The sequence below is a fragment of the Amycolatopsis sp. NPDC003865 genome (assembly GCF_053605345.1).
The window spans coordinates 51,132-71,612 of record NZ_JBSGJA010000029.1 but is presented as its reverse complement, the minus strand read 5'-3'; the positions used below and the strand labels follow the sequence as shown (position 1 = coordinate 71,612).

The window sequence follows — 20,481 nt, the reverse complement described above, 5'->3', positions numbered from 1 at the left end:
GTGGACCACCGCGGGCTTGAAGGACCGGCGTGCGCCGCGGCCGCCACCACGACGCACGCCGGTTGCTCAGGGGTAGCTCACCAGGTTCGACGGCCGGGTGCCGTCGGGGGTGATGTCACCGGTGTTGTTGATGACGTGGTTGATCCGGCCCTGGGTGCCCAGGGAGACGGTCACCATGTCGTGGAACCGGACGTTCGGGTTGGTCGGCGCCTCGAACGCGTGCGCGCTGACCACCGAGGGGTTGGTGCTGAAGAAGCAGTAGCTGCCCAGCCCCCACGCCTCGTGGCTGGTGACGTTCGGGCCCACCTTGTAGGCGGAGTAGCCCAGCGTCGACCCGTTCATCCAGCCGGCCTGGTTCGGCACGTCGTAGGGCATCTCGTTCTGGAAGAAGTACGTCCGGCCGCCGTTGCCGTTCCAGACGACCTGCGTCTTCTGGTAGTGCTCGACGAACAGGCCGTACATCGTCACGTTGTTGCCGTTGACCGTGAGCCCGGTGTCGGCGGTGTTGGTGGTCCAGCCGACGTAGTTGTTGTTGTCGGCGTGGTCGGCCCGCCAGATCCACATGTGGTCGCCGATGACGTTGTTGCTGTTGACGACCAGGCTGTTCGTCGCCTTCCCGACGTTCGCGCCGCCGATCCGGAAGAACACGTCGTGCAGCGACGTCGGGTCGGCCGAGTGGTCCGCGGTCGAGCCGGCCGCGCCGACCTGCATGAGGGTGTTCGAGCTGGTCGTGCCGGCGTCGATCAGCAGGCCGGCGACCTTGACGCCGTCGACGTCGTCGACGTTCATCGCGGTGACGCCGCCGTCCGGCACCAGCGTGGCGATGCCGAGGCCGAGCACGACGGTGTCCGGCCGGGCGACGTGCAGCGCCTGGTTCAGGTGGTAGACACCCGGCGTGACCAGCAGGTTCTTGCCCGCGGCGAGCGCGGCGTTCATGTCCGCGGCGGTGGCGCCGGGCTTGGCGATGTAGAACTGGTCGATCGGGATCGACGTGCCGGGCGCGGCGCCGTTCGCCCAGCTCGTGCCGGACGCGTTGGTCTTCACGCTCGGGACGAAGACCTGATAGTTGCCGGAGCCGTCGATGTAGAGGAACGGCTTCTCGCGCACGACCGGCGTCTGGCCGACCGTGGTGTACGGCGGGCTCGGGAAGGTGTTCGCCGGGGCGCCCTGGACGCCCGCGAAGACCATGTTCCAGTTCGAGCCGTTCCAGCTGCCGAACTGCGAGTTGCGGGAAATCCACTGCTGCTGCGAGCCGGAGCGGACCTGGCCGTCGATCTTCGAGTCGGAGATCCAGCCGCCGCTGGCCCAGCCACCGTCGTCGAGCTGCAGGTCGCCGCGGACGTGCATGCGACGGTAGGGCGCGGCCTGGGAGACGGCCCACCGGTCGGCGCCCCCGTTCGGGGTCACGGACAGGTTTTCGGCGCCCCGCCAGAAGTTCTGGGTGGCGTTCTGCGGCGGGAACCAGTCGGCCTCGACGTGCACGGCGCCGTTGATGTTCACCGCGTCCGGGCTCAGCCCGAGCCCGAGGACCTGGGTGTAGAAGCCGACGTTGACGTCGTTCGAGTAAGTGCCGGGCTTGAACATCACGGCGTACCGCTGGCTGCCGAACTGGTTGCGTTCCTGCTGGCCGAAGATGCTGTTGAGCCGGCTCTGGATGGTGGAGCTCGACATGGACGGGTCGAAGACGACGACGTTCGGGCCGAAGTCGGGCTGGCCGGGCTGGGTCGTGTTCACGGGGTTCAGGGTGAAGGACTGGGCGGCGGTGCCGTTGCAGGAGTACTGCTGGAGCTGAACCGAGTCGGCGGCGGAGGCACCGGGCACGTCGAGGCACTTCCCGCTGTTGCGGCTGACGAGGTGGTAGCGGCCGTTGCCCTCGTCGACGGCCTGCCACTGCTGGTTGGCGCCGCCTCCGTAGGTCCAGAGCTGGAGCAGGCCGCCATCGGCGGTGGAGACGTCCTTGACGTCCCAGGCGGCGGCCGGGTTGGTGCGGGCGTTCACGCGGAAGTAGCCGTCGCCGGTGGACTGGAACTGCCACTGCTGCGAGGCGGTCTGGTTGCAGGAGTACTGCTGCACGACGGTGCTGTCGGTGGTCCCGGCGGCCCGGGCGTCGACGCACTTCCCGCTGTTGGCGGCGGTCACGGTGTACCAGCCATCAGGGGTGACGGCGGCGTGGGCACCGGTCGCGGTCGTCATGCCCGCGACCAGGGCTGATGCTGCGGCGAGCAGCACCAACGTCCTCTTCATGCGAAACCTCCTCTGCCGCGTGGGCGGCGTTCGTAGAGCAGGAAACGGCAGAGGCGTGCCCGGTCTGGGTAGACGCGGCGTAACGGGCGGGGACCTCGGCGTCACAACCGCGCAAAATGTAACGGCGGCCACACCGGGAGTCAATACACGACTAAAAATAAGGCGTAAAAACGCAGGTCAGCGGGTTGCGGGGACTGTGGGGACCCCCGCGTGGAGGGGTGTTGGGCGGGGTGTAATGTATGGACACACGAGATGCGGAGTTGAACTTCGCTCCGGGGCTATGGCGCAGCTGGTAGCGCACCTCACTGGCAGTGAGGGGGTCAGGGGTTCGAGTCCCCTTAGCTCCACATCGTGAGAAACCCCTTCGTTTCAGCCTTTCGGGCTGTTCGGAGGGGTTTTCTGCGTTCCGGGTTCGATCATCGGTGATCGGCTCAACGGCCACCGATCACCCAGCCGGCAAGAAGTGCGGCTACACCCGGCACTTGTAGGTATCGATGACCTCGCGCAACGAGCCGCTCATGCGGATCCTGCCTTCGTCCATCCAGAGAGCCGTGGTGCACAGTTCGGCGAGCAGTTCGTCGGAATGCGAGGCGAACACCAGCACCCCGGAGCGCCGGGCGAGGTCCACCAGTCGCGAGCGAGCCTTGGCGAGGAATCCGGCGTCGATCGCGCCGAGGCCCTCGTCCAAGATGAGGATCTCGGGGTCGATGGTGGTCACCACGCCGAGCGCGAGCCGGACCCGCATGCCTGCCGAGTAGGTGCGCAACGGCAGGTGCAGGTAGTCGCCGAGCTCGGTGAACTCCGCGATGTCGTCGATCCGCTTCTCCATCTGCCTGCGGTTCATGCCGAGGAACAGGCCCCGGATCAGGATGTTCTCCCGGCCCGAAACCTCCGGGTCCAGCCCGACGCCGAGGTCGAACACCGGCGCGATCCGGCCGACGACCCGGCTGCTTCCCCGGGTCGGCTCGTAGATGCCGGACAGCAGCCGCAACAAGGTCGACTTGCCGGCGCCGTTGTGCCCGACCAGGCCGACCCGGTCCCCTTCCTCCAGGGACAGCGTGATGTCCTGCTTCTTCATCGAGCGGGTCTTGGCGTCGAAGATCGGGAAGTCGACGTGGGCGTTGGGCACCTCGATGCGTATTGGCGGGGTCCATCGCCCCTGTTCGGCTGGAGGTAACGTGCGGCCGGTGAGCAAGCAGACCGACGAGCGCGGCTTCCACCCGCCTCAGCAGGCTCGGAGCCGTGCGTCACTGCAGAAGGTGCTGGCGGCCGCCGAGCACGTGCTGGCCCACCGCGGGCTCGAAGAGTTCACCGTCGGCGCTGTCGCCGAGCAGGCGGAGCTGTCCGTGGGCGCGATCTACCGCCGGTTCTCCGGCAAGGAACAGCTCCTGCACGCGGTAAAGGATCAACTGCTCAGGCAACTCGAAACCAACGTCGGCGAAGCACTCCGCGTGTCGGCACCTGGACTACGCGAGACCCTCGGCGCCTTCGCTCAAGCCCTGGCGCACACGTTCGCCAGCCACGACCGGATCTTCTCGGAGCTGCTCGACGGCCAGCGCGCGGAAGGCCGCGAGCGCGGCTTGGAAGCGCTTGCCGCAATTCAGGAAGCGTTCGTCGACTCCAGTAGCCCCTACTTGCACGAGATCTCCCGCCACGACCAAGTCCAGGCCATCCGAATGGTTGCCCGAACGATCATCGGTGCGTGCGTGCACCGCGCGGCCACCTGCCGGTATTGGCCCGATGACCTGTCCTGGGAAGCGTGGGCCCTCGAGACGACCGAGTTGACATTCGCCTACCTCATTTCGTCGGCGAAAGCCGAAGCGGCACGTCCGGACCAACGCACGCCGCGGTAGCAGGTCCACGGCAAGCGGCATTCGACAGCTCGACGTGCGGACAGAAACGATCGCGCGGGGTCCGGTGCCGGGGCGGGACCGCCTGTGGCGCCCTCCCCCTTTACAGTGGGGTTTCAGCGTTACCGATCTGGTCAGGTGGGAGATGCCGCGTAACCGACGCCCGCAGGACCGGGAAGAGAAACGCGGTGAGATCGTCGCCGCGGCCACGCGGTTGTTCGTGGACGACGGCTACGAACCCACGACGGTGACGCGGATCGGGCGCGAGGCGGGGGTGACCTCCAACACCGTCTACTGGTACTTCAAGGACAAGGACGAGGTACTGGTCGCCGTCCTGGACGCGCTGTTCGCGCAGTTCCTGGCCGGCGTGGCGGAACGCTCGGCCGAGCCGCCCGTCGAGCAGTTGTTGTGGGCGGTCGGCGAGTTGCGGCGGGTCGACCGGCTGATCACGACGGTGCACGCCAGGGTCGCGGCATCGGAGTCACTGCGGGGGTGGCACGACGGCTTCCACGCGCAGGTGGAGACGATCCTGCGGTGGCACCTGGCCGCGTTGGGCGTGCCGCCGGCCGAGCAGGACGCGATGACCCGGATCGGGGTGTTCGTCGTCGAGGGGATGCTGACCCACGCGGGCGACGCCGCGGGCGATCGCGCCGTCGTCGAGACGCTGGTGCGCAGTGCCCGCGGCATCGCCGCCGTGCCGGGTTCCCCCGACGGCGGGTCGGCTAGCGGCTGAACCGGTCCGCGAGGAACCGGATCTGGTCCGCGACGGCACGCTCGAACAGGTCACCGACGTAGATGTCGAAGTGGTCACCGTCGTAGTGGTTGACCTGGACGTGGTCCTGCCCGGCCGCGAGGCGGGCCGTGGTGCGCGCCGGGGCGGCGCGGTCGTCGTCGCACACGCACAGCAAGGTCGCCGCGGCAATCTTGCGCAGGTCCTTGCCTGGCCGGTACAGCGGCAACCGCAACGCGAGCCGGGCCGCGATCGCGTTGGCGCTGTCGCCGCCACCGTCCGGGCCACTCATGACACCCCAGATCGTGTCGCGGCCGACAGCGGTGTCGCCGGGGCGGAACGGCTGCCCGCCCGTCTCGACGGTCTCAGACAATCCCTTGCCCACGGCCGGGACCCGGGCCAGGACCCCGGCGGTGCGGGGCGAGAGCCGAGACCCCGCCGGGATCAGCTTGGACGCCGCGGCGATCGCGGTCCGCGACACCAGGAACGCGGGCATCCACCACACCCCGACCACCGGGGCCAGCACCGGCTTCCTCCGGAACACCGACCCGGCGACATCGAGCAGCGCGGCGATGACGAGCCCGGCCATGCTCACCGGGCCGGACCGGAACCGGGAGAGCAACGACGCCGGACCGTCGGTGAACGGACACTGGGCCACCACCGCGGCCAGATCGTGGTCCTCGCTCGCGATCCGCAGCACGTGCCCGCCGCCGAACGACGTCCCCCACACCGCGATCCGGTCCGGGTCGACCTCCGGCAGGGACCGGCCGTAGGCCAGCGCCGCCCGCCAGTCGTCGAGCTGGTCGCCGATGTCGAGCAACTGCCGGGGAGACCCCTCGCTGGCCCCCAGATACCGGTAGTCGAACACCAGCACCACCCACCCCTGCGCGGCGAAGCGCTGCGCGAACGCGTCCAGCCGCCACTCCCGCACCGCGCCCAGCCCGTGCGCCATGACCACCAGCGGCCGAGGCCCGCCCTCCGCGGCCGGCGCGTACAGCCACGCCGCGCACCGCACGCCCCCGGACTCGAACCACACGTCCCGCCGCACCGGCGCGGTGCGGCTGTCCTTCTCCGCCGAAGCTTCCATCGCCTGCCTCATTCAGCTCACCCGCCGCTCTTGACTTGCGATCAAGAACTGGTCGACGCGAAGGCTAGGACCCTCTTGATTGGAAGTCAAGAAACAGCCGCAGCCGGGCTGCGCACCGGCGAGGGCGATCGCGATGTCCCGCGCGAGGCTCGCCCGCAGGTTCCCCGCGGTGATCGAGCACCGAAAGGAGGCCGGTGGCCGGCTCGCTCCCTCGAGTCTCGCCGGCCACCGGTTCCTGGGTGGTTCAGTCCTTCTTGAAGACGTTCTTAACCTTGTCCACAGCGTCGCCGACCGCGTCCTTGACGTTCTCGACCGCGTCCTTGACTCCGGCCTTGGCCTGATCGGCTCGGCCTTCGGCGCGCAGCTCGTCGTCACCGGTGACCTTGCCCGCCGTCTCCTTGGCCTTGCCGCCGAAGTCTTCGGCTTTGTTCCCGATCTTGTCGCCCAACGACATAAGCCGCTCCTCCCGTGCCGGACACCGTCCCCTGTGGACAGTCCTGTTCATCAAGACACCTCGCCGGGCCGTTCGTCACTTCCCCGGTCGCGTGAGCCTGTTCACACGAACGAGGCCGTGACGATTCCGGTCCGTGCCGAGTCTTCCCGGCACAACCGTCCACTCGACGAAGGAGGAACACCATGGCCGAGACGACCACGAAGGCGCCTGCCACCACCACCGAGGCGACCGGCGCCCTCGTCACCAGCCAGGGCGCGACCACGATCGCGGACACGGTGGTGCAGAAGATCGCCGGCCTGGCCACCCGGGAAGTGCCCGGCGTCCACTCCCTCGGCGGCGGCGCCGCCCGCGCCTTCTCCGCGATCCGGGAGCGCATCCCGGGTGCGACCGCCTCCGCGGGACAGGGCGTCTCGGTCGAGGTGGGCGAAAAGCAGGCCGCGGTCGACCTGCAGCTCGTCGTCGAGTACGGCGTGTCCATCGCCGACCTCTCGCGCTCGGTGCGGCGCAACGTGATCACCGCGGTCGAGCGGATGACCGGCTTGGAGGTCGTCGAGGTCAACATCGCCGTCGGCGACCTCAACCTGCCCGGCGACGAAGCCGACGAGCAGAGCGCCGACACCGGCCGGGTGCAGTGACACCCGACGCGGTCGCGATCGCCGCCGCGGTGGCGGGCCTGCCCGAAGTGGCGGGCCCGCACGGCGGCCGGGTCGGGGAGATCGCGACGCTGCTGCCCGGCCGGCGCGTGGCCGGGGTCCGCGTCGCCGACGACGAGGTGACCGTCGGCGTCGTGCTCCGCTATCCGGCCACGGTCGCCGAAGCGGTGTCCGTGATCCGCGCAGCGCTCGGCCCGCTCGACCGGCCCGTACGCGTATTCGTCGGCGACGTGGCCGCACCCACCACTTCTTGACGGAGGTTCCCATGAATGCCACCAGGACAGGTTTGCTGACCGGCCTCGTGCTCGGCCTCGCGCTCGCCTTCGGCGGGTTCGGGGCGTTCCTGGCCGTGCTCGTGCTCGGCGCGATCGGGTTCCTGATCGGCCGTCACCTCGACGGCAAGATCGACCTCGTCCAGCTGTTCGGCCGGGACCGGGGCTGACCCATGACCGCCACCGTGCCCGCCGAAGAGCGGGGTGAACTGGTCGTCTCCGGCCACGCGATCGAACGGATCGCCGCGCACGCCGCCCGCGAGATCGGCGAAGTCGGCGGCACCGCCGGGCGCGTGCTGGGGGTCGCGCTCGGCGGCGAAGGCGCCGAGCGCTCGGTGAAGGTCGACGCCGAGGTCCACGGCGACCGGGTACGGCTGGCCGCCCGGCTGTCGATCACCTACCCGGCCTCGGTCGCCCGCACCACGGAACAGGCCCGGGCCCACCTGCGCGCGCGGGTGAGCGAACTGACCGGGCTCGACGTCGAACGGGTGGACATCACCGTCACCGCGCTGCACGCGCCGGCCACGTCGTCGAGGAGGGTCTCGTGAAACGCCGCCCCCGCCGTAGCACCCCGGCCGCCCTGATCGCGCTGGTGCTGGCCGCGGCCGGCGCGCTCGCCGCGATCGTGGCCATCCAGATGATCCTCGGCGAGCGCCCGTGGCTGGATTACGGCGCCACCGCCCGGCGGCTGCACGACGTCCGCTGGGCCGAGCTGCCCGTCGTCATCACCGGCGGGGCCGTCGCCCTGCTCGGCCTGGTCCTGGTGCTCGCGGCCGTGCTGCCGGGGAAGCTCACCGTGCTTCCGCTGCGCGGCGAGCCGGACGCGGGTGCTTCGCGCCACAGCTTCGGCGTCACCCTCCGGGCGGCCGCGGCGCGGGTCGACGGCGTGGAAAAGGTGCGGCTCAAGGTACGGCGGCACACCGTCCGGGTCCGGGTGTGGACCCGGCGCACTCGCCCCGACGGGATCGCCGACGCGGTCCGCGTCGCCGTCGCCGCCCGCCTCGACCGGATCGACCCGGTCCGCCGCCCCGAGGTCAAGGTCCGTCTTCGCGCGGTGAGGAGCACGTCGTGAACCGTCCTGCCCGTCTCAACCGGACACTGCTGGCCGCGTTCGGCCTGCTGCTGATCGCCGCCGGCGCGGTGCCGGCCGCGATCCGCTTCCACTGGCTCCCGGCGCTCGGCGGGGATCGGCCGATCGTGCCGGGCACCGAGCTGCCCCCCACCTGGGTGCTGTCCGTGACCGCGGCCGCCGGCATCGTCGTCGCACTGGCCGGGCTGCGCTGGCTGGCCGCCCAGCTCGTCCGCAAGCCGGCCGGCCGCACCTGGCACTTCGAAGCCGATCCCGACGCCGGCCGGACCGAGCTGGCCACCACCGCGGCGGTCGGGCCGTTCACCGAAGAGCTGCGCGGCTACCCCGGCGTCCGCACCGCGTCCGCGTCTCTCATCGGGAACCGCGACCACCCCGAGCTGCTCGCGGTCGTCTCGGTCGAGCAGGACGGCGATCCCTCCGAGATCCGCGACCGGATCCGCGCGGAGGGCGTGCCGCGGTTGTGCCAGGCGCTCGACCTCGACGACCTGCCCACCCGGGTCGAGCTGCGCTTCACCACAGCTGCCAGTTCCCGCGTCGCCTGACGGGCCATCGTTGCTCGAGCCGGAACGCTTGTCGGTGTTCATTCAGGATGTGTGACGCTCGGTTTACGTTCTCCGGTAACGATTTGGGGCGGCCACACGACTAGGGTGGGGAGGTCGGCGACCATTTCTCCCTGGGATGGTGTTCTGCGCTGGAGGCACAATGGGAGCACGAGCGGTTGCGGTGGCCGGCAGCGGGGCAAGCTTCGTGGCGGCTGCCGTCGCTGGGGTGCTGGGGAACCAGCTGAGCAAGGATGCGCTGTGGGCCTGGATCGCTTTCGGGCTCACGCTGCTGATCGGTGCCGGGGTGACCGCGCTCGTGACACACCGAAGTCTGGCGGGGAACCAGTCGCCCGAACCGGAACCGCGAACGGTTGAGGGGCCGGTCACCGGGCGAGGCGACATCACGCTCAAGGGCGAGTACGTCGCCGGGCACGACCTGACCGTCAACCATCCCGGCCGCCGAGGCAAGAAACGCTGATGGCCCGCGACAAGGCGCAGGACCGAATCGAGGGCCCGGTCGTCGAGAAAGGAACCGTCAACCTCACCGGCAACCACGTCGCCGGGCATGACATGACGGTGATCTACCACGGTGATCCCGAGGAAGCGCTGCCGTTCCTGGTCGTGGATCGCGAGTATCTGGCGGAACAGGCCCGCAAGCCCAAACGGATATACGTGGCGCGGTCTCCGGACTGGGCCGACGTCGTCCACGGCAACGATCCCGAGTTGCGGTTCATCGAAAGGGATCAAACCGAGGCGTTGTGCGTTGCGGTGCGTGACGCACTGCTGGATCCGATAACGCGTGGCACGGATATGCAACTGCATTCGTTGTTCGTCTTGGGCGCGCCGGGATCAGGGAAAACGACGCTGGTCCGCCGGGTGGCGGCGATGCTGGTGATGGCGGGCGAGTGCGTGGTCGCCGACTTCGGTGTGAAGACCGAGCGGGTGACGCACGCCGACACCACCGCCTACATCCGGGCATTGGATCAGCTTGCCGCCGCCGGCAAGCCGGTGCTCGCGCTGGTCGACGATCCATTCTTCGCCAACTCCGGCTGGGTGGAACTGTTGCAGGCGCTCGGCAAGCCGCAGCACCAAGGTATCGCGGTGCTGGGTGCGAGCCCGGACTTCTTGTTCGAGAAGTTCGCTCACTGGTTATTCGGCAAGCAGGTGTTGGGCCGGACCTTCGATGTGTCCCGACCGTCCGTGTCGGAGCGCGAGCAGCTGATGGTGTTGCATGGTCGCAATCTGGCGGACGCGCTGTCCACCGATGAGGACTTGCTGGTCGTGGCCATGGAGGCCACGGCCGGTGAGTCGTTCCGCGACATCATGCAGCGTATGTGGATGACGCTGAACGACGGCGTCCCGATCGACCCGACCACAGAGGTACGGCACCTACCTTGGGCGGTCGTCGCGTTCGCGGTGACCTGCTTTTTCCACCAGAATTACGTGTTGTGCCCAGAGGCGCTGCTTCACGAATTCCTCTCGGATACCTTGGACGAGACCCCGCCGAGCCAGCTGGCACATGTCCTGCAGAACCTGGTGACGCGGGAGGGCTGGCGAATCTTCTCCGTACACACGCCCAGCGATGGTGGCCGGCTTATCGGCGCCACGCACGCGCGAGTGGCGCGGGAAGCGTGGCAGCATCGGCCGGCGAGCGGTTGGGACGTCGACAAGACCGTGATCGACGTGTCCGCGCGGGTGCCGACTGCTGTCCCGCAGCTGGCGGAGCTGATCCTTGCGCGCAAGCCAGCGCAGGTGAACCAGCTCTCAAGGAGGTTCTCCACGTACTGGAGTGCCGCGATCTCCGACGACAACGCCGAGACGAAGACGCTCTGCGCGCTGGTACGCGCGCTACAGCCGTCTCGGTCGGCACGGCTCAACTTCCGCGCTGTGCTACGCCGGTGCCTGACCGCTCAAAACAACCAGAGCTGGCTCGCCGCCTGGCAGCTGTACCACCTGTCTTCCAACGAGCTGCACCCCCAGGAGCGAAAGTTCCTGCTGGAAATCGACCTACCGTGGACGCTCAAGATCGCCGACCTGTCAGCAGGACCACCGGAGTCCATCGACATCGCCAGATGGAAAAAGGAACTCCGGGTGATCATCATCGATCGGCTGACCACGAGCCTGCGCGAGGATGCCGGCTGGATCGCAGACGCACGACAGGTCAGCTGGCTGCTCGAAACCTTGCCCGCCGGCGAGACGGTTTCGCTGCTGGAGCCGGTGTACAGGTGGCTGGAGAACGATCTCCTGACCGCCGACGACGTGGAACGCCCATCACGCGCGGAGCGTGTCGTTGAGGCATTGGTGCCCATGCTGAGCACTGACAGCCTGCTCGACGAGAACCAGAGCGCCCGCCTGCTCACAGTGGCCCTCGAGTGGCTCGTCACCGCACCCAACAGCAAAGAAGGTGTGGTCCGCGCGCTGTTGTCATTTGCCGAGACGGACGCAGGCGGCAACGAGGCGCACGGCAAGATCGTCGTGCGGGAATTGATCGACTGGCTGTGTTCCTGCCAAGAAAACAACGAGACCGAGTGGGTTGCGTTCTTCACTACCATGGAGCGGTTGTCCAATGCGGCCGAACTGGCCCCCGTAACCCTCCCCCGAGCACTGACCTGGTTGACAGCACATCCGGAAGCCGACGAACAGATCTGGCGAGCCATGTTCGGCGCACTCGCTGCGCTCCGCGCGTTCGGCCACCTGCCCGAAATCGCCGGTTTGGCCCGCGAAGTCCTCTCGGCGGCATTCACCTGGTTGAAAGCCCACCCGGAAGCCAACGAACAAACCTGGCGAACGATGGTTGGCACACTGGGCGCGTTCGGTCACCTACCCGAGATCGCCGACTCCGTTCGCGTAGTCCTCCCGGAGGCATTCGACTGGTTGAAAGCGCGCCCGGAAGCCGACGAAAAATCATGGCGAACCCTGTTCGGCACGCTCACCACACTCGGCGCCTACGGTCACCTACCCGAGATCGCCGACGCCGTTCGCACAGTCCTCCCCGAGGCATTCACCTCGTTCAAATCCCACCCAGAAGCCAGCGAACAAACCTGGCGAACCCTGTTCGGCACGCTCACCACACTCGGCGCCTACGGTCACCTACCCGAGATCGCCGACGCCGTTCGCACAGTCCTCCCCGAGGCATTCACCTCGTTCAAATCCCACCCAGAAGCCAGCGAACAAACCTGGCGAACCCTGTTCGGCGCGCTCGCCGCGCTCCGCGCTTTCGGTCACCTACCCGAGATCGCCGACCTGGCCCGCGAAGCCCTTCCCGAGGCGTTCACCTGGCTGAAAGCGCACCCAGAAGCCGATGAACGGACCTGGCGAACCGTGTTCACCGCGCTTGGCGCGTTCGGTCACCTACCCGAGATCGCCGACTTGGCCCGCGAAGTCCTGCCCGAGGCATTCACCTCGTTGAAAACACGCCCGGAAGCCGACGAACAAACATGGCGAACGCTGCTCGCCGCACTCAGTTCGTGCGGCCCGTTCAATCGCGTACCCGAGGTCACCGACTTGGTCGGCGTAGTCCTCCCTGAGGCATTCGCCTGGTTGAAAGCACACCCGGAAGCCGACGAAGAGACCTGGCGGACCCTGTTCGGCGCGCTCAGTGCGTTCGGCCCGTCCAATCGCATACCCGAGGTCACCGACTTGGTCGGCGTAGTCCTCCCTGAGGCATTCGCCTGGTTGAAAGCACACCCGGAAGCCGACGAACGGAACTGGCGGACCATTGTCGGCATGGCCGGCTCACTCGGACACGTGCCCGGGGTCGCCGATGTGGCCCGCGAGGTCCTGCCCGAGGCATTCACCTGGCTGAAGACCCACCCAGAAGCCAACGAACGAACTCGGCGAAACATCCTCAGAGCGTTCGGTTCGTTCGGGCACGTGCCGGAGATCGCCGACTTGGCTCGCGAAGTCCTCCCCGAAGCATTCACCTGGCTGAAAACCCACCCAGAAGCCAACGAACGGAACTGGCGAGCCATGCTCGGCACACTCGTTCGTGTGCCCGAGATCGCCGACTTGGCTCGCCAAGTCCTCCCTGAGGCATTCACCTGGTTGAAGGCACACCCTGACGTTCTCGCTCGTACACAGTTGGATATTCTGGTCGCCCTGTCATCCCCGATCGCCGTTTCCATCGAGCAACGCGCAGGAATGCTCACCACACTGCGCCAAGTGGCGACAGACAGCGACTTCCTCCGCGGAGTTCGACTGCTCGAACTCGCCAACGCGGCCCACAGGGACCTCGTGCCGGCCGTGACGTCGGAACTCACCGAACTGGAAAACGACTCGAACCGGAGACTGTCTTACGTTTTGGCTGAACCTATGGCATTCGCTGTCGCCAAGACCGGCCGAGCCGACCTTGTCGCGAGGTTTGCGGCCTGGAAGCTACGATCACTCGACAGCCATGACGACGACCAGAACGAAGTCGCAGAATTCGCCGGTTGAACAGATTCGGCACCGGCCGCGTCACCGGTCCGCCCCCCGTGGGGCCTCAGCGGGGCAGGACGAGGTGGTCGGCGACGGCGTACAGCTCCGCCTGCCCGCCGCGGCCCGCGACGGCGATCGGCTCGCCGTGGACGGCCTTGAGGATCCACAGCGTGCCGTAACCGCCCTCGTCCAGGTAGCGGGTCTCGTGTCCCTGGACCGGTTTCCCCGCGGTGCCGCGGACCTGGCCGGCCTCGTCGCCGCGCACCTGGATCGGCGGGAGCGTGCTGCACGTGCCCACCGAGTAGCTCGTGCGCGGGCCGCCGCCCGGGCCGCTCTTCTCGACGTCGAACGCGCACATCCGCAGGCCGCCGGGCAGCTCGCCGAGGCCGAACGCCGGGGTGACCTTGGTCGCGCCCGGGAAGGCGATGTTCTCCGCGACGCGGCGGCCCGCGTCGATCAGTTGCTGCGGCGACGCCGTGCTGCCCGGCTCCGCGGCCACGTTGACGTACAGCGAGCCGCCGTCCGGGTGGGTCAGGTACAGCTCGTAACCGCCCGGGCCGCCGGAGTGCGAGCTCTCCACGCCGGCCCGTCCGCCGACGGTGACCGGCCGGCCCGGGCCGGACTTGAAGGCCGCCTGCCCGACCGGCATCATCCGCATTTCCTGCACGTCCACCATCAGCACCTGACGCCCGGACGTGATGGTCAGGAGGTACTCGCCGCCGTACACGGGCTTGTCGGGGGTGGCCGCGCTGCCACCGATGTTGATCCGGCGCGCGAGGTAGTCGGCCTTGCCCGCCGGCAGCCAGCCGAGCGAGAAGGGCATGGGCAGCTCCGCGATGGCCGGCTTGGCCGGCGCCTCGGCGACGGCCGGACCGCCGGTGCCCGTGGCCACCTGGTTGTCGGGCGCGGGCCGGTTCAGCGCGACGACGGCGACCGCGGCCAAGGCGAGCAGGACCACCCCGGCGCCGGCCGCGAGCGGGCGGCTCATCACGGCGCGCCTGGCGTCGAGGCGCTGACGCGTGGCCGCCAGCACCTGGTCGCTGTCGGGAGCGTCGGGCTCGTGGGCGGTGAACGTGTCCTTGATCAGGTTCTCGAGGTCCATCAGCTCTCCTTCGCCTGGGCCATCCGGTCGATGCGCAGGCCGTCTCGCAGGGTCGTCAGGGCTTTGCGCGCGTGGGCCCGCACGGTGGCCTGGGCGCAGCCGAGCAGGTCGGCGATGTCGGCGTCGGCGAGCTGCTCGTAGTACCGGAGCACCACCACCGCGCGCTGGCGCCGGGGCAGCCGCGCCAGGCGCTGCCACATGTCCTCGCGTGCCGCGTGGTCCGACGCGAAGTCGTCCGGCCGCGCCTGCTCCGGCGGGTCGCCCACGGCGATCAGCCGCGCCGCGCGGCTGCGGCGCCAGGACAGGTAGTCGTTGGTCACCATCCGCAGGACGTAACGGTCGGGGTGGTCGGCGTCGCTGATCCGCGACCACCGCCGGTACGCCTTGACCAGCACGTCCTGCACCAGATCGGCGGCCTGTTCCCGCTCCCCGGTCAGCATCGTCGCGTAGCGCAGCAGCCGCGGCAGGTGCCCCCGGACGAAGTCCTCGTAGTCAGCCATCACCAGGAAGACTGCCGTGGCGTGCGATCCGTGTACTTCCGCGCACGACTTCCTCGCGAACCGGGCCCCGGGGCATCAACCGCCGAGGCGGCGCCGGCGCGCGTGTGCCGCACGGACGACGTCCGGCCAGATCGGCTCCAGCGCGGCCGGCAGGGTCGCGGTCCGCAGTTGTTCCGGCGCAACCGTGGCGAGCAGGTCGAGGATCTCCGGCTCGCGGTCCCGAGCGCGCCGGAGCATCGGAGCATCCGCGCCGGAATACGCACGGACAGCGGCCAGGAAGAGCAGGTTCGCGACGACCGGCCACCAGCCGTCCACACCGGCCGGATCGGGGCCGGGCTCGGCGTCGGACGGATCGGGCGCCACGAACCGCACCTCCCCCACGCCGGTGAATTCGCACGCTGCCACGCACATCGCACACGGGCGGTGCGAGCTCCACAGCGTGACCGAGGACAGATCCGCGTCGACGGACACGCGGGCCAACGCGTTCATCTCCGCGTGCGCGATCGGGCTGCCCTGCAACCGGTCGTCGCCGCCGGGCGGGTCGTACGCCCGGTTGCGGCCCTCGGCCACCACGTCGCCACCGCGGTCCAGGACCACGGCGCCGACCGGCAGGCCGCCGGCGACGAAGGACAGGTGGGCGAGCTCCAGGCTTCGCGTGATGCCCGGGCCGGCCTCGCGCCACGCCGTGATCACGTCTGCGCCCACCACACCATCATGGCACGCCGTCAGCCCGTTGTACCTTGTCAGCGAGCCGTCAACGCCGATGGAAACCGCCGGCCGCGTGGCTAGGAGGCAGTGTGCTGGAAGCGCTGGGCATGACTCCCGAGGAAGAACGGGTCTACCGCATCGTCGTCGGCGGGTACCGGACCGCGCTCGACGAGATCGCGGGCCGGGCCGGCGTGAACCGCGGCGAGGTGGAGCCCGTTCTGGACGTCCTGCTGGCGAAGGGGCTCGTCAGCATGGCCGATGGCCGGTACATGTCCGCGCCGCCGGACGTCTCCCTCGGTCCGCTGCTGGTGCACGGCCAGGAGAAGCTGGAGGCCGCCAGGGCCGCCGTGTCCCAGCTCGCCGAGGAGTACCGCGGCAGCGCGCGGCGGCGGGACTCCGCTCAGCTCGTCGAAGTCGTCACCGGGGTGGACGCGATCCGGCGGCAGGCTCTGGCCATCCAGCGCGGCGCCCGCGAAGAGTCCCTGTGGTTCTGTCTGGAGGGCAACGTCGCGATGGCGGCGTCGGAGAACGTCGAGGAGGCGCTGGCGCAGGCCCGCGGCGTGCAGTACCGCGTGATCTACGAGACCGGCCTGCTCGAAGAACCCGGCCGGATGGTCAACGTCCTGGAGGGCATCGAGGGCGGCGAGATCGCCCGCTCGATCGCGAAGCTGCCGGTGCGCCTGGCCATCTCCGACCGCCGGGTGGCGCTGTGCCCGCTGGTCAGCCACGACAGCACGGGCGAGCCCACCGCCGCGCTCGTCCGGGAGAGCAGCCTGCTGTCCGCGCTGGTCGCGTTGTTCGAGGTCTACTGGGAACGCGCGTCGCCGCTGCGGATCGGCGACACCGCGCCCACCCCGCACCTCGACCCCGACGAGCGGCGGCTGCTGTCCCTGCTCATCGGCGGGGTCAGCGACAAGTCGATCGCGACCCAGCTCAACGTCAGCTACCGGACCGTCCAGCGGCGCCTGCAGGACCTCATGCGCCGGGTCGACGCCCGCACCCGGATGCAGCTGGCCTGGCAGGCCAGCAAGCTCGGCTGGCTGGACGAGCCGAGCCCCGGGCACCTTCTGTCGCGCGCCGACGGAAGGCACCCGGGGCCGTTGAGCGACGCCGTTCCTAGCTGAGCCCGTACGCCCGCAGCACCGTCTGGTCGACGGCGTTGCCCGCGTTGTCGGTGGCCTGCACCCGCAACGCGACGTAGGAGTTGGTGGCCCTGAGCGACGGGTGGTCGATCGTGGCCTCGTAGGACTTCCCGGTGCGCCGGACGTCGACGGCGCGCCAGGTCTTGCCGTCGTCGTAGGACGCCCAGGCCTTCACCGACCGCACGTCCGGCGCGGCCAGCCCGTCCTGGAACCGGGCGGTCAGGCCGATCCTGGCCCGGCGGCCGGCGGGGAGCCGGTTGCCGCTGTCCGCGTCGACCGCGTAGTCCAGCTGCAGCAGCGGAAGCAGCGCCGGGGACGCCGACCGGGCCGAGCGGAACGTCCACGACGTCTGCGTGCTGGTGCCGAACAGCCACTCCGGCGAATCCCGCCGGACCGACAGGTCGAGCCGGTAGGTCGCCGGGTCCGCGCCGGCGGGGAAGGTGCCGAACGCGTACGGCTGTTCCGACACGAGCTTGCCGTCGCGGAACAGCTTCGCCGACGTGACGGCCGGCCCGGCCTGGTCGTCGCCTTCGTTGAAGCCGTAGTGCCCGGCCTGGCTGTCGACGAACTCCGGGATCCGGATCCGGAGCTGGTCGCCGTCGCGGGTCGAGTCCATGCCGGGCACGCCGCTCGGGATGGCGGGCCGGACGACCGGCGCGAACCAGTCCTCGGTGATGTTCTCCTTACCCGTGTAGGTGCGCGGCGCCGCGGTCATGCCGCCCTGGAGCGGGGACATCTCGTCCCAGATCAGGCCGTGCTTCACCCGGTGCTGCCACAGGATGTCCCCGGAACTGACGTACTCCTGCCGGGTCGACGGCGTCGTCACGTACCGCTGGTACTCGTTGACGGCGAAGTCCTGCCACGGCTTCCACGCGAACCGCTGTTCCTTCGCCTCACCGCCGCTACCGGTCTGGCGGTAGTGGGTGGTGACGGTCGCGGTGTTCGCCGCGGTGACCCGGTGGACGGGCTGGTCCGGGATCCGGTCGCGCTCGGTCTGCACCACGTCGTAGAGGTACGGGCTGACCGCGACCCCGTGCAGGCTCAGGAAAGCCGGGAAGCGCTTGATCCTGTCCAGCAGCGCGAGCCCTTCGTCCCGGTCGAGCTGGACGGTCGGGATCCTGAGGAACGGCGCCGCGCTGATCGACGGCACCGAGGCGGTGCCCCAGCCGTCGGGCACGACGATGAACACGATCGCCGCCCCGGCTTCCGCGGCGGCGCGGGAGACCTCGTCGCGGTTGTAGTCGGCCGGGTCCGGGTCGACGATCGCGGCCTTCCCGCGCACGTTCTTGAAGTCCGCCGGCTTGCCCTGCCCCGCGGAGACCGCCTGCAGCAGCCGCCGGCCGTCCAGCTTGGGCGACCCGGCGAGGTAGCGGTTCGTCAGCGGATCCCGGCCGCCCAGGACGTTCACCGTCAACGGCGGCGCGATCCTCGACCAGCGGGAGCCGAACTCGAAGGCCCCGGTCGTCACCTTCGGGGTCGGGGTGACGCGGAGTTCGCGGGTGTAGTCGAACTGCATGGCGTAGTTGGCGATCCGGCGCGGGCCGAGCTCCCGGTAGGTGTAGTAGCTCCAGATCCCGGCCTGTTCGGACGGTTGCGGGGTCTGGATGTCCACCTTCACCGCCTTGCGGGCGTCCAGCACGACGTTCGTGTCGCCGGTGATCCGCAGCTCCGGCAGGACGACCTGGGAGACGGTGAGGCCGTCCCGGGTCCCGTCGACCTCGGCGGTCAGGTAGTACACGCCCTCGCCGAGTTCGACCGTGAGGCTGCCGCCGCCCAGCCAGGTGTTGACGTCGTAGCGGTAGTCCTCGCCGTACATCAGCAGCCACGGCGCCATGGTCGGCTTGCCTTGCATGTCCAGCGCGGTGAGGGTGACCTTGTGCTTGGGCGCGGTCTTGTCCGCGCCGAGCGCGGTGTGCACCACGACCCCGTCGGCGGTCGCGGTGAGCCGTCCGCTGTAGGTGCCCGGCGCCAGTTTCGCCGGGTCGCCGGTGATCGTGACGGTCGCCCGGCCACCGGCCGGAACGTCCACTGTGGACTTGTTCAGCCGGATCCCGTCTCCGGCGGGGACACCGGCGAGGGACTTGGCGTCGAGCGCGAGCTTCAGCGAGACCGGTGTGGTGCCGACGTTGGTGTAGGTGACCTCTTTGGCCACCGGCGCCGTGCCGTTCTCGACCGCGCCGAGGTCGAGCGTGCCGGTGGCGAATACTTTCTGCTTCACCGCGCGCGCCACGTCGACGCGGCCGCCGCCCTGCTCGAACACCGAAAGCCCGGCAGCTGTCAGGGAAGTACTGGCCAGCGCGTCCTTGAGCTGACTGCCTTTCCAGTCGGGGTGCTGCTGGGCGAGGATCGCCGCCGCGCCGGCGACGTGCGGCGTGGCCATCGACGTGCCGGAGGCGGCGGTGTAGTGGTCGTCGACGACGTCGCCCATGGCGGTCCCCGCGGCGCGGGCGGCGACGATGCCGACGCCGGGCGCGGTGATGTCGGGCTTGACGGCGTTGTCGCCCAGGCGCGGGCCGCGGCTGGAGAACGACGCCAGGCTCTCGTCACGGCCGACCGCGCCGACGGTCAGCGCGGCTTCGGCGGTGCCCGGCGAGCCGACCGTGTAGGCGCCCTGTTCGCCGTCGTTGCCCGCGGCCACCACGAAGAGCGTGCCGGTCTGCTCGCTGAGCGCGTTGAGGCCGACGCTGAGCGCGTCGGTGCCGTCGGTCGGGCCGCCACCGAGGCTCATGTTGACCGCCTTGGCGCCGGAGTGCGCCGCCCACTCCATCCCGGCGAGGACCCAGGACTCGTAGCCGAAGCCGTCGTCGTCGAGCACCTTGCCGACGAGCAGTTTCGCGCCCGGCGCGGCGCCCTTGAGCCGGCCGCCCGAGGCGGCGCCGGAGCCCGCGATCGTCGAGGCGACGTGCGTGCCGTGGCCGAAGTGGTCGGTCGTGTCGGGACTGGTCGTGAAGTTGACCGCCTCGCTCACGCGCCCGGCCAGGTCGGGGTGGGTGGGGTCGTAACCGGTGTCGAGCACGGCGACCGTGGTCCCGGTGCCGTCGAAGCCCGCGGCCCACGCCTCGGGGGCGCCGATCTGCGGGACGCTGCGGTCGAGCGAGACGCGGACCTTGCGGTCCAGCGAGATCCGCTCGATGTTTCCGGACGAGGCCCAGAACGCGGTGGCGTCGGCCTTGGCCGCTCGCGCGGACCGGCCGTTGACGCTGCTCAGCGTCGCACCGAGGGCGGCGTTCGCGGTGGTGGTTTTCCGGAGGTCGGTGCCCTTGCCGTAGGTGAGGATCAGCGGCAGGGTCGCCGACTGCTCGTCGGCGTACCCCTCGGCGATCAGCTCGGTGACGTCGAAGAGGGTCCGGTCGACCTGCTTCGCGGCCAGCCGCGGGGTGACGTCCTCGGGGAAGACGCTGAGGTGGCCGTCGACCTCCTGCTGGTGGAACCGGATCTTCTCCCGGCCCGGCGCGGGCTGGACGGTGGCGGCCTGCTTGCCGCCGGGCTGCCGTTCGACCTGGACGACGTCCCCGGTGAGCAGGGTGACCGAATGGCGTTCGGTACCCGCGGGTGCCGGTGCCGGGTGCGGGCCGGGCGCCGCGTTCGCGGCTCCGGCGGTGCCCGCGGCGAGGGTGCCGGCGCAGGCCACGACCAGAACAGATGATCTCCAGTGCATCGCACCAGGCTCGCGCCGGCGCCGTGATCCGTC

Annotated in this window: 19 protein-coding genes and 1 tRNA gene; 12 read left to right on the top strand and 8 right to left on the bottom strand. The window is 69.7% G+C overall.

From position 1 onward, the window contains the following. Positions 1-66: 66 nt before the first annotated feature. Positions 67-2,244 (bottom strand): RICIN domain-containing protein, encoded by a 2,178-nt coding sequence (locus tag ACWEVP_RS43855; RefSeq protein ID WP_452068513.1) that lies wholly within the window; start codon positions 2,242-2,244, stop codon positions 67-69. Positions 2,245-2,518: 274 nt separating this feature from the next. On the opposite strand from ACWEVP_RS43855, the gene ACWEVP_RS43850 reads away from it, so the two are divergent. Continuing rightward, positions 2,519-2,591: transfer RNA gene (locus tag ACWEVP_RS43850), tRNA-Ala, on the top strand. Between the two features lie 122 nt (positions 2,592-2,713). On the opposite strand, the gene ACWEVP_RS43845 is transcribed toward ACWEVP_RS43850, so the two are convergent. Further along, entirely contained in the window at positions 2,714-3,385 is a 672-nt protein-coding gene (locus ACWEVP_RS43845; RefSeq protein WP_452068557.1) for an ABC transporter ATP-binding protein, read from the bottom strand. Positions 3,386-3,431: 46 nt separating this feature from the next. On the opposite strand from ACWEVP_RS43845, the gene ACWEVP_RS43840 reads away from it, so the two are divergent. Continuing rightward, complete coding sequence (locus ACWEVP_RS43840; protein ID WP_452068512.1) at positions 3,432-4,097, top strand: TetR/AcrR family transcriptional regulator; 666 nt, start codon at positions 3,432-3,434, stop codon at positions 4,095-4,097. 142 nt (positions 4,098-4,239) lie between these two features. After that, on the top strand, positions 4,240-4,827 hold the full coding sequence (locus ACWEVP_RS43835; RefSeq protein WP_452068511.1) for a TetR/AcrR family transcriptional regulator: 588 nt from the start codon (positions 4,240-4,242) through the stop codon (positions 4,825-4,827). Here the strand turns inward: ACWEVP_RS43835 and ACWEVP_RS43830 are convergent. Both ACWEVP_RS43830 and ACWEVP_RS43825 read right to left on the bottom strand, forming a co-directional pair. Next, a complete protein-coding gene (locus ACWEVP_RS43830; RefSeq protein ID WP_452068510.1) occupies positions 4,817-5,911 on the bottom strand; it encodes an alpha/beta hydrolase in 1,095 nt (364 codons plus the stop codon). The two genes, ACWEVP_RS43835 and ACWEVP_RS43830, sit on opposite strands and share 11 nt — an antisense overlap. Before the next feature lie 244 nt (positions 5,912-6,155). After that, entirely contained in the window at positions 6,156-6,365 is a 210-nt protein-coding gene (locus tag ACWEVP_RS43825) for a CsbD family protein (protein WP_452068509.1), read from the bottom strand. Positions 6,366-6,547: 182 nt separating this feature from the next. Between ACWEVP_RS43825 and ACWEVP_RS43820 the strand changes: the two genes are divergently transcribed. The 8 genes from ACWEVP_RS43820 (at position 6,548) to ACWEVP_RS43785 (ending at position 13,356) form a co-directional block, all read left to right on the top strand. Further along, a complete protein-coding gene (locus ACWEVP_RS43820) occupies positions 6,548-7,000 on the top strand; it encodes an Asp23/Gls24 family envelope stress response protein (protein ID WP_452068508.1) in 453 nt (150 codons plus the stop codon). Beyond that, positions 6,997-7,272: a hypothetical protein gene (locus ACWEVP_RS43815; protein WP_452068507.1), complete on the top strand. Its 276-nt coding sequence runs from the start codon at positions 6,997-6,999 to the stop codon at positions 7,270-7,272. The genes ACWEVP_RS43820 and ACWEVP_RS43815 overlap by 4 nt, the downstream gene beginning before the upstream one ends. 11 nt (positions 7,273-7,283) lie before the next feature. Continuing rightward, positions 7,284-7,460: a hypothetical protein gene (locus ACWEVP_RS43810; RefSeq protein ID WP_176170725.1), complete on the top strand. Its 177-nt coding sequence runs from the start codon at positions 7,284-7,286 to the stop codon at positions 7,458-7,460. A gap of 3 nt (positions 7,461-7,463) precedes the next feature. After that, positions 7,464-7,838, top strand: a complete 375-nt coding sequence (locus tag ACWEVP_RS43805) for an Asp23/Gls24 family envelope stress response protein (protein WP_452068506.1) — start codon at positions 7,464-7,466, stop codon at positions 7,836-7,838. Continuing rightward, a complete protein-coding gene (locus ACWEVP_RS43800; RefSeq protein ID WP_452068505.1) occupies positions 7,835-8,362 on the top strand; it encodes a DUF6286 domain-containing protein in 528 nt (175 codons plus the stop codon). Before ACWEVP_RS43805 ends, ACWEVP_RS43800 begins: the two co-directional genes overlap by 4 nt. Further along, positions 8,359-8,922: an alkaline shock response membrane anchor protein AmaP gene (locus ACWEVP_RS43795; protein WP_452068504.1), complete on the top strand. Its 564-nt coding sequence runs from the start codon at positions 8,359-8,361 to the stop codon at positions 8,920-8,922. Before ACWEVP_RS43800 ends, ACWEVP_RS43795 begins: the two co-directional genes overlap by 4 nt. 160 nt (positions 8,923-9,082) lie before the next feature. Next, positions 9,083-9,400, top strand: coding sequence for a hypothetical protein (locus ACWEVP_RS43790; RefSeq protein ID WP_452068503.1), 318 nt, complete (start codon positions 9,083-9,085; stop codon positions 9,398-9,400). Then, positions 9,400-13,356, top strand: coding sequence for a hypothetical protein (locus tag ACWEVP_RS43785; protein ID WP_452068502.1), 3,957 nt, complete (start codon positions 9,400-9,402; stop codon positions 13,354-13,356). The genes ACWEVP_RS43790 and ACWEVP_RS43785 overlap by 1 nt, the downstream gene beginning before the upstream one ends. Positions 13,357-13,402: 46 nt before the next feature. On the opposite strand, the gene ACWEVP_RS43780 is transcribed toward ACWEVP_RS43785, so the two are convergent. The 3 genes from ACWEVP_RS43780 to ACWEVP_RS43770 form a co-directional block, all read right to left on the bottom strand. Then, positions 13,403-14,440 (bottom strand): hypothetical protein, encoded by a 1,038-nt coding sequence (locus tag ACWEVP_RS43780; RefSeq protein WP_452068501.1) that lies wholly within the window; start codon positions 14,438-14,440, stop codon positions 13,403-13,405. Then, a complete protein-coding gene (locus tag ACWEVP_RS43775) occupies positions 14,440-14,940 on the bottom strand; it encodes a SigE family RNA polymerase sigma factor (protein WP_452068500.1) in 501 nt (166 codons plus the stop codon). Before ACWEVP_RS43775 ends, ACWEVP_RS43780 begins: the two co-directional genes overlap by 1 nt. 75 nt (positions 14,941-15,015) lie before the next feature. Then, entirely contained in the window at positions 15,016-15,645 is a 630-nt protein-coding gene (locus ACWEVP_RS43770) for a nucleoside deaminase (RefSeq protein WP_452068499.1), read from the bottom strand. Between the two features lie 92 nt (positions 15,646-15,737). Between ACWEVP_RS43770 and ACWEVP_RS43765 the strand changes: the two genes are divergently transcribed. Next, on the top strand, positions 15,738-16,772 hold the full coding sequence (locus ACWEVP_RS43765) for a helix-turn-helix domain-containing protein (protein ID WP_452068498.1): 1,035 nt from the start codon (positions 15,738-15,740) through the stop codon (positions 16,770-16,772). On the opposite strand, the gene ACWEVP_RS43760 is transcribed toward ACWEVP_RS43765, so the two are convergent. After that, the gene (locus ACWEVP_RS43760; RefSeq protein WP_452068497.1) at positions 16,765-20,448 is read right to left on the bottom strand and encodes a S8 family serine peptidase; all 3,684 of its coding nucleotides are present in this window, start codon (positions 20,446-20,448) and stop codon (positions 16,765-16,767) included. The two genes, ACWEVP_RS43765 and ACWEVP_RS43760, sit on opposite strands and share 8 nt — an antisense overlap. Positions 20,449-20,481: the final 33 nt, after the last annotated feature.

Bases quoted from the DNA above. Each gene is read 5' to 3' on its own strand.
- ACWEVP_RS43855 (WP_452068513.1), bottom strand. From the start codon at position 2,244: ATGAAGAGGACGTTGGTGCTGCTCGCCGCAGCATCAGCCCTGGTCGCG.
- ACWEVP_RS43835 (WP_452068511.1), top strand. From the start codon at position 4,240: ATGCCGCGTAACCGACGCCCGCAGGACCGGGAAGAGAAACGCGGTGAG.
- ACWEVP_RS43830 (WP_452068510.1), bottom strand. From the start codon at position 5,911: ATGGAAGCTTCGGCGGAGAAGGACAGCCGCACCGCGCCGGTGCGGCGG.
- ACWEVP_RS43825 (WP_452068509.1), bottom strand. From the start codon at position 6,365: ATGTCGTTGGGCGACAAGATCGGGAACAAAGCCGAAGACTTCGGCGGC.
- ACWEVP_RS43820 (WP_452068508.1), top strand. From the start codon at position 6,548: ATGGCCGAGACGACCACGAAGGCGCCTGCCACCACCACCGAGGCGACC.
- ACWEVP_RS43810 (WP_176170725.1), top strand. From the start codon at position 7,284: ATGAATGCCACCAGGACAGGTTTGCTGACCGGCCTCGTGCTCGGCCTC.
- ACWEVP_RS43805 (WP_452068506.1), top strand. From the start codon at position 7,464: ATGACCGCCACCGTGCCCGCCGAAGAGCGGGGTGAACTGGTCGTCTCC.
- ACWEVP_RS43790 (WP_452068503.1), top strand. From the start codon at position 9,083: ATGGGAGCACGAGCGGTTGCGGTGGCCGGCAGCGGGGCAAGCTTCGTG.
- ACWEVP_RS43785 (WP_452068502.1), top strand. From the start codon at position 9,400: ATGGCCCGCGACAAGGCGCAGGACCGAATCGAGGGCCCGGTCGTCGAG.
- ACWEVP_RS43780 (WP_452068501.1), bottom strand. From the start codon at position 14,440: ATGGACCTCGAGAACCTGATCAAGGACACGTTCACCGCCCACGAGCCC.
- ACWEVP_RS43775 (WP_452068500.1), bottom strand. From the start codon at position 14,940: ATGGCTGACTACGAGGACTTCGTCCGGGGGCACCTGCCGCGGCTGCTG.
- ACWEVP_RS43760 (WP_452068497.1), bottom strand. From the start codon at position 20,448: ATGCACTGGAGATCATCTGTTCTGGTCGTGGCCTGCGCCGGCACCCTC.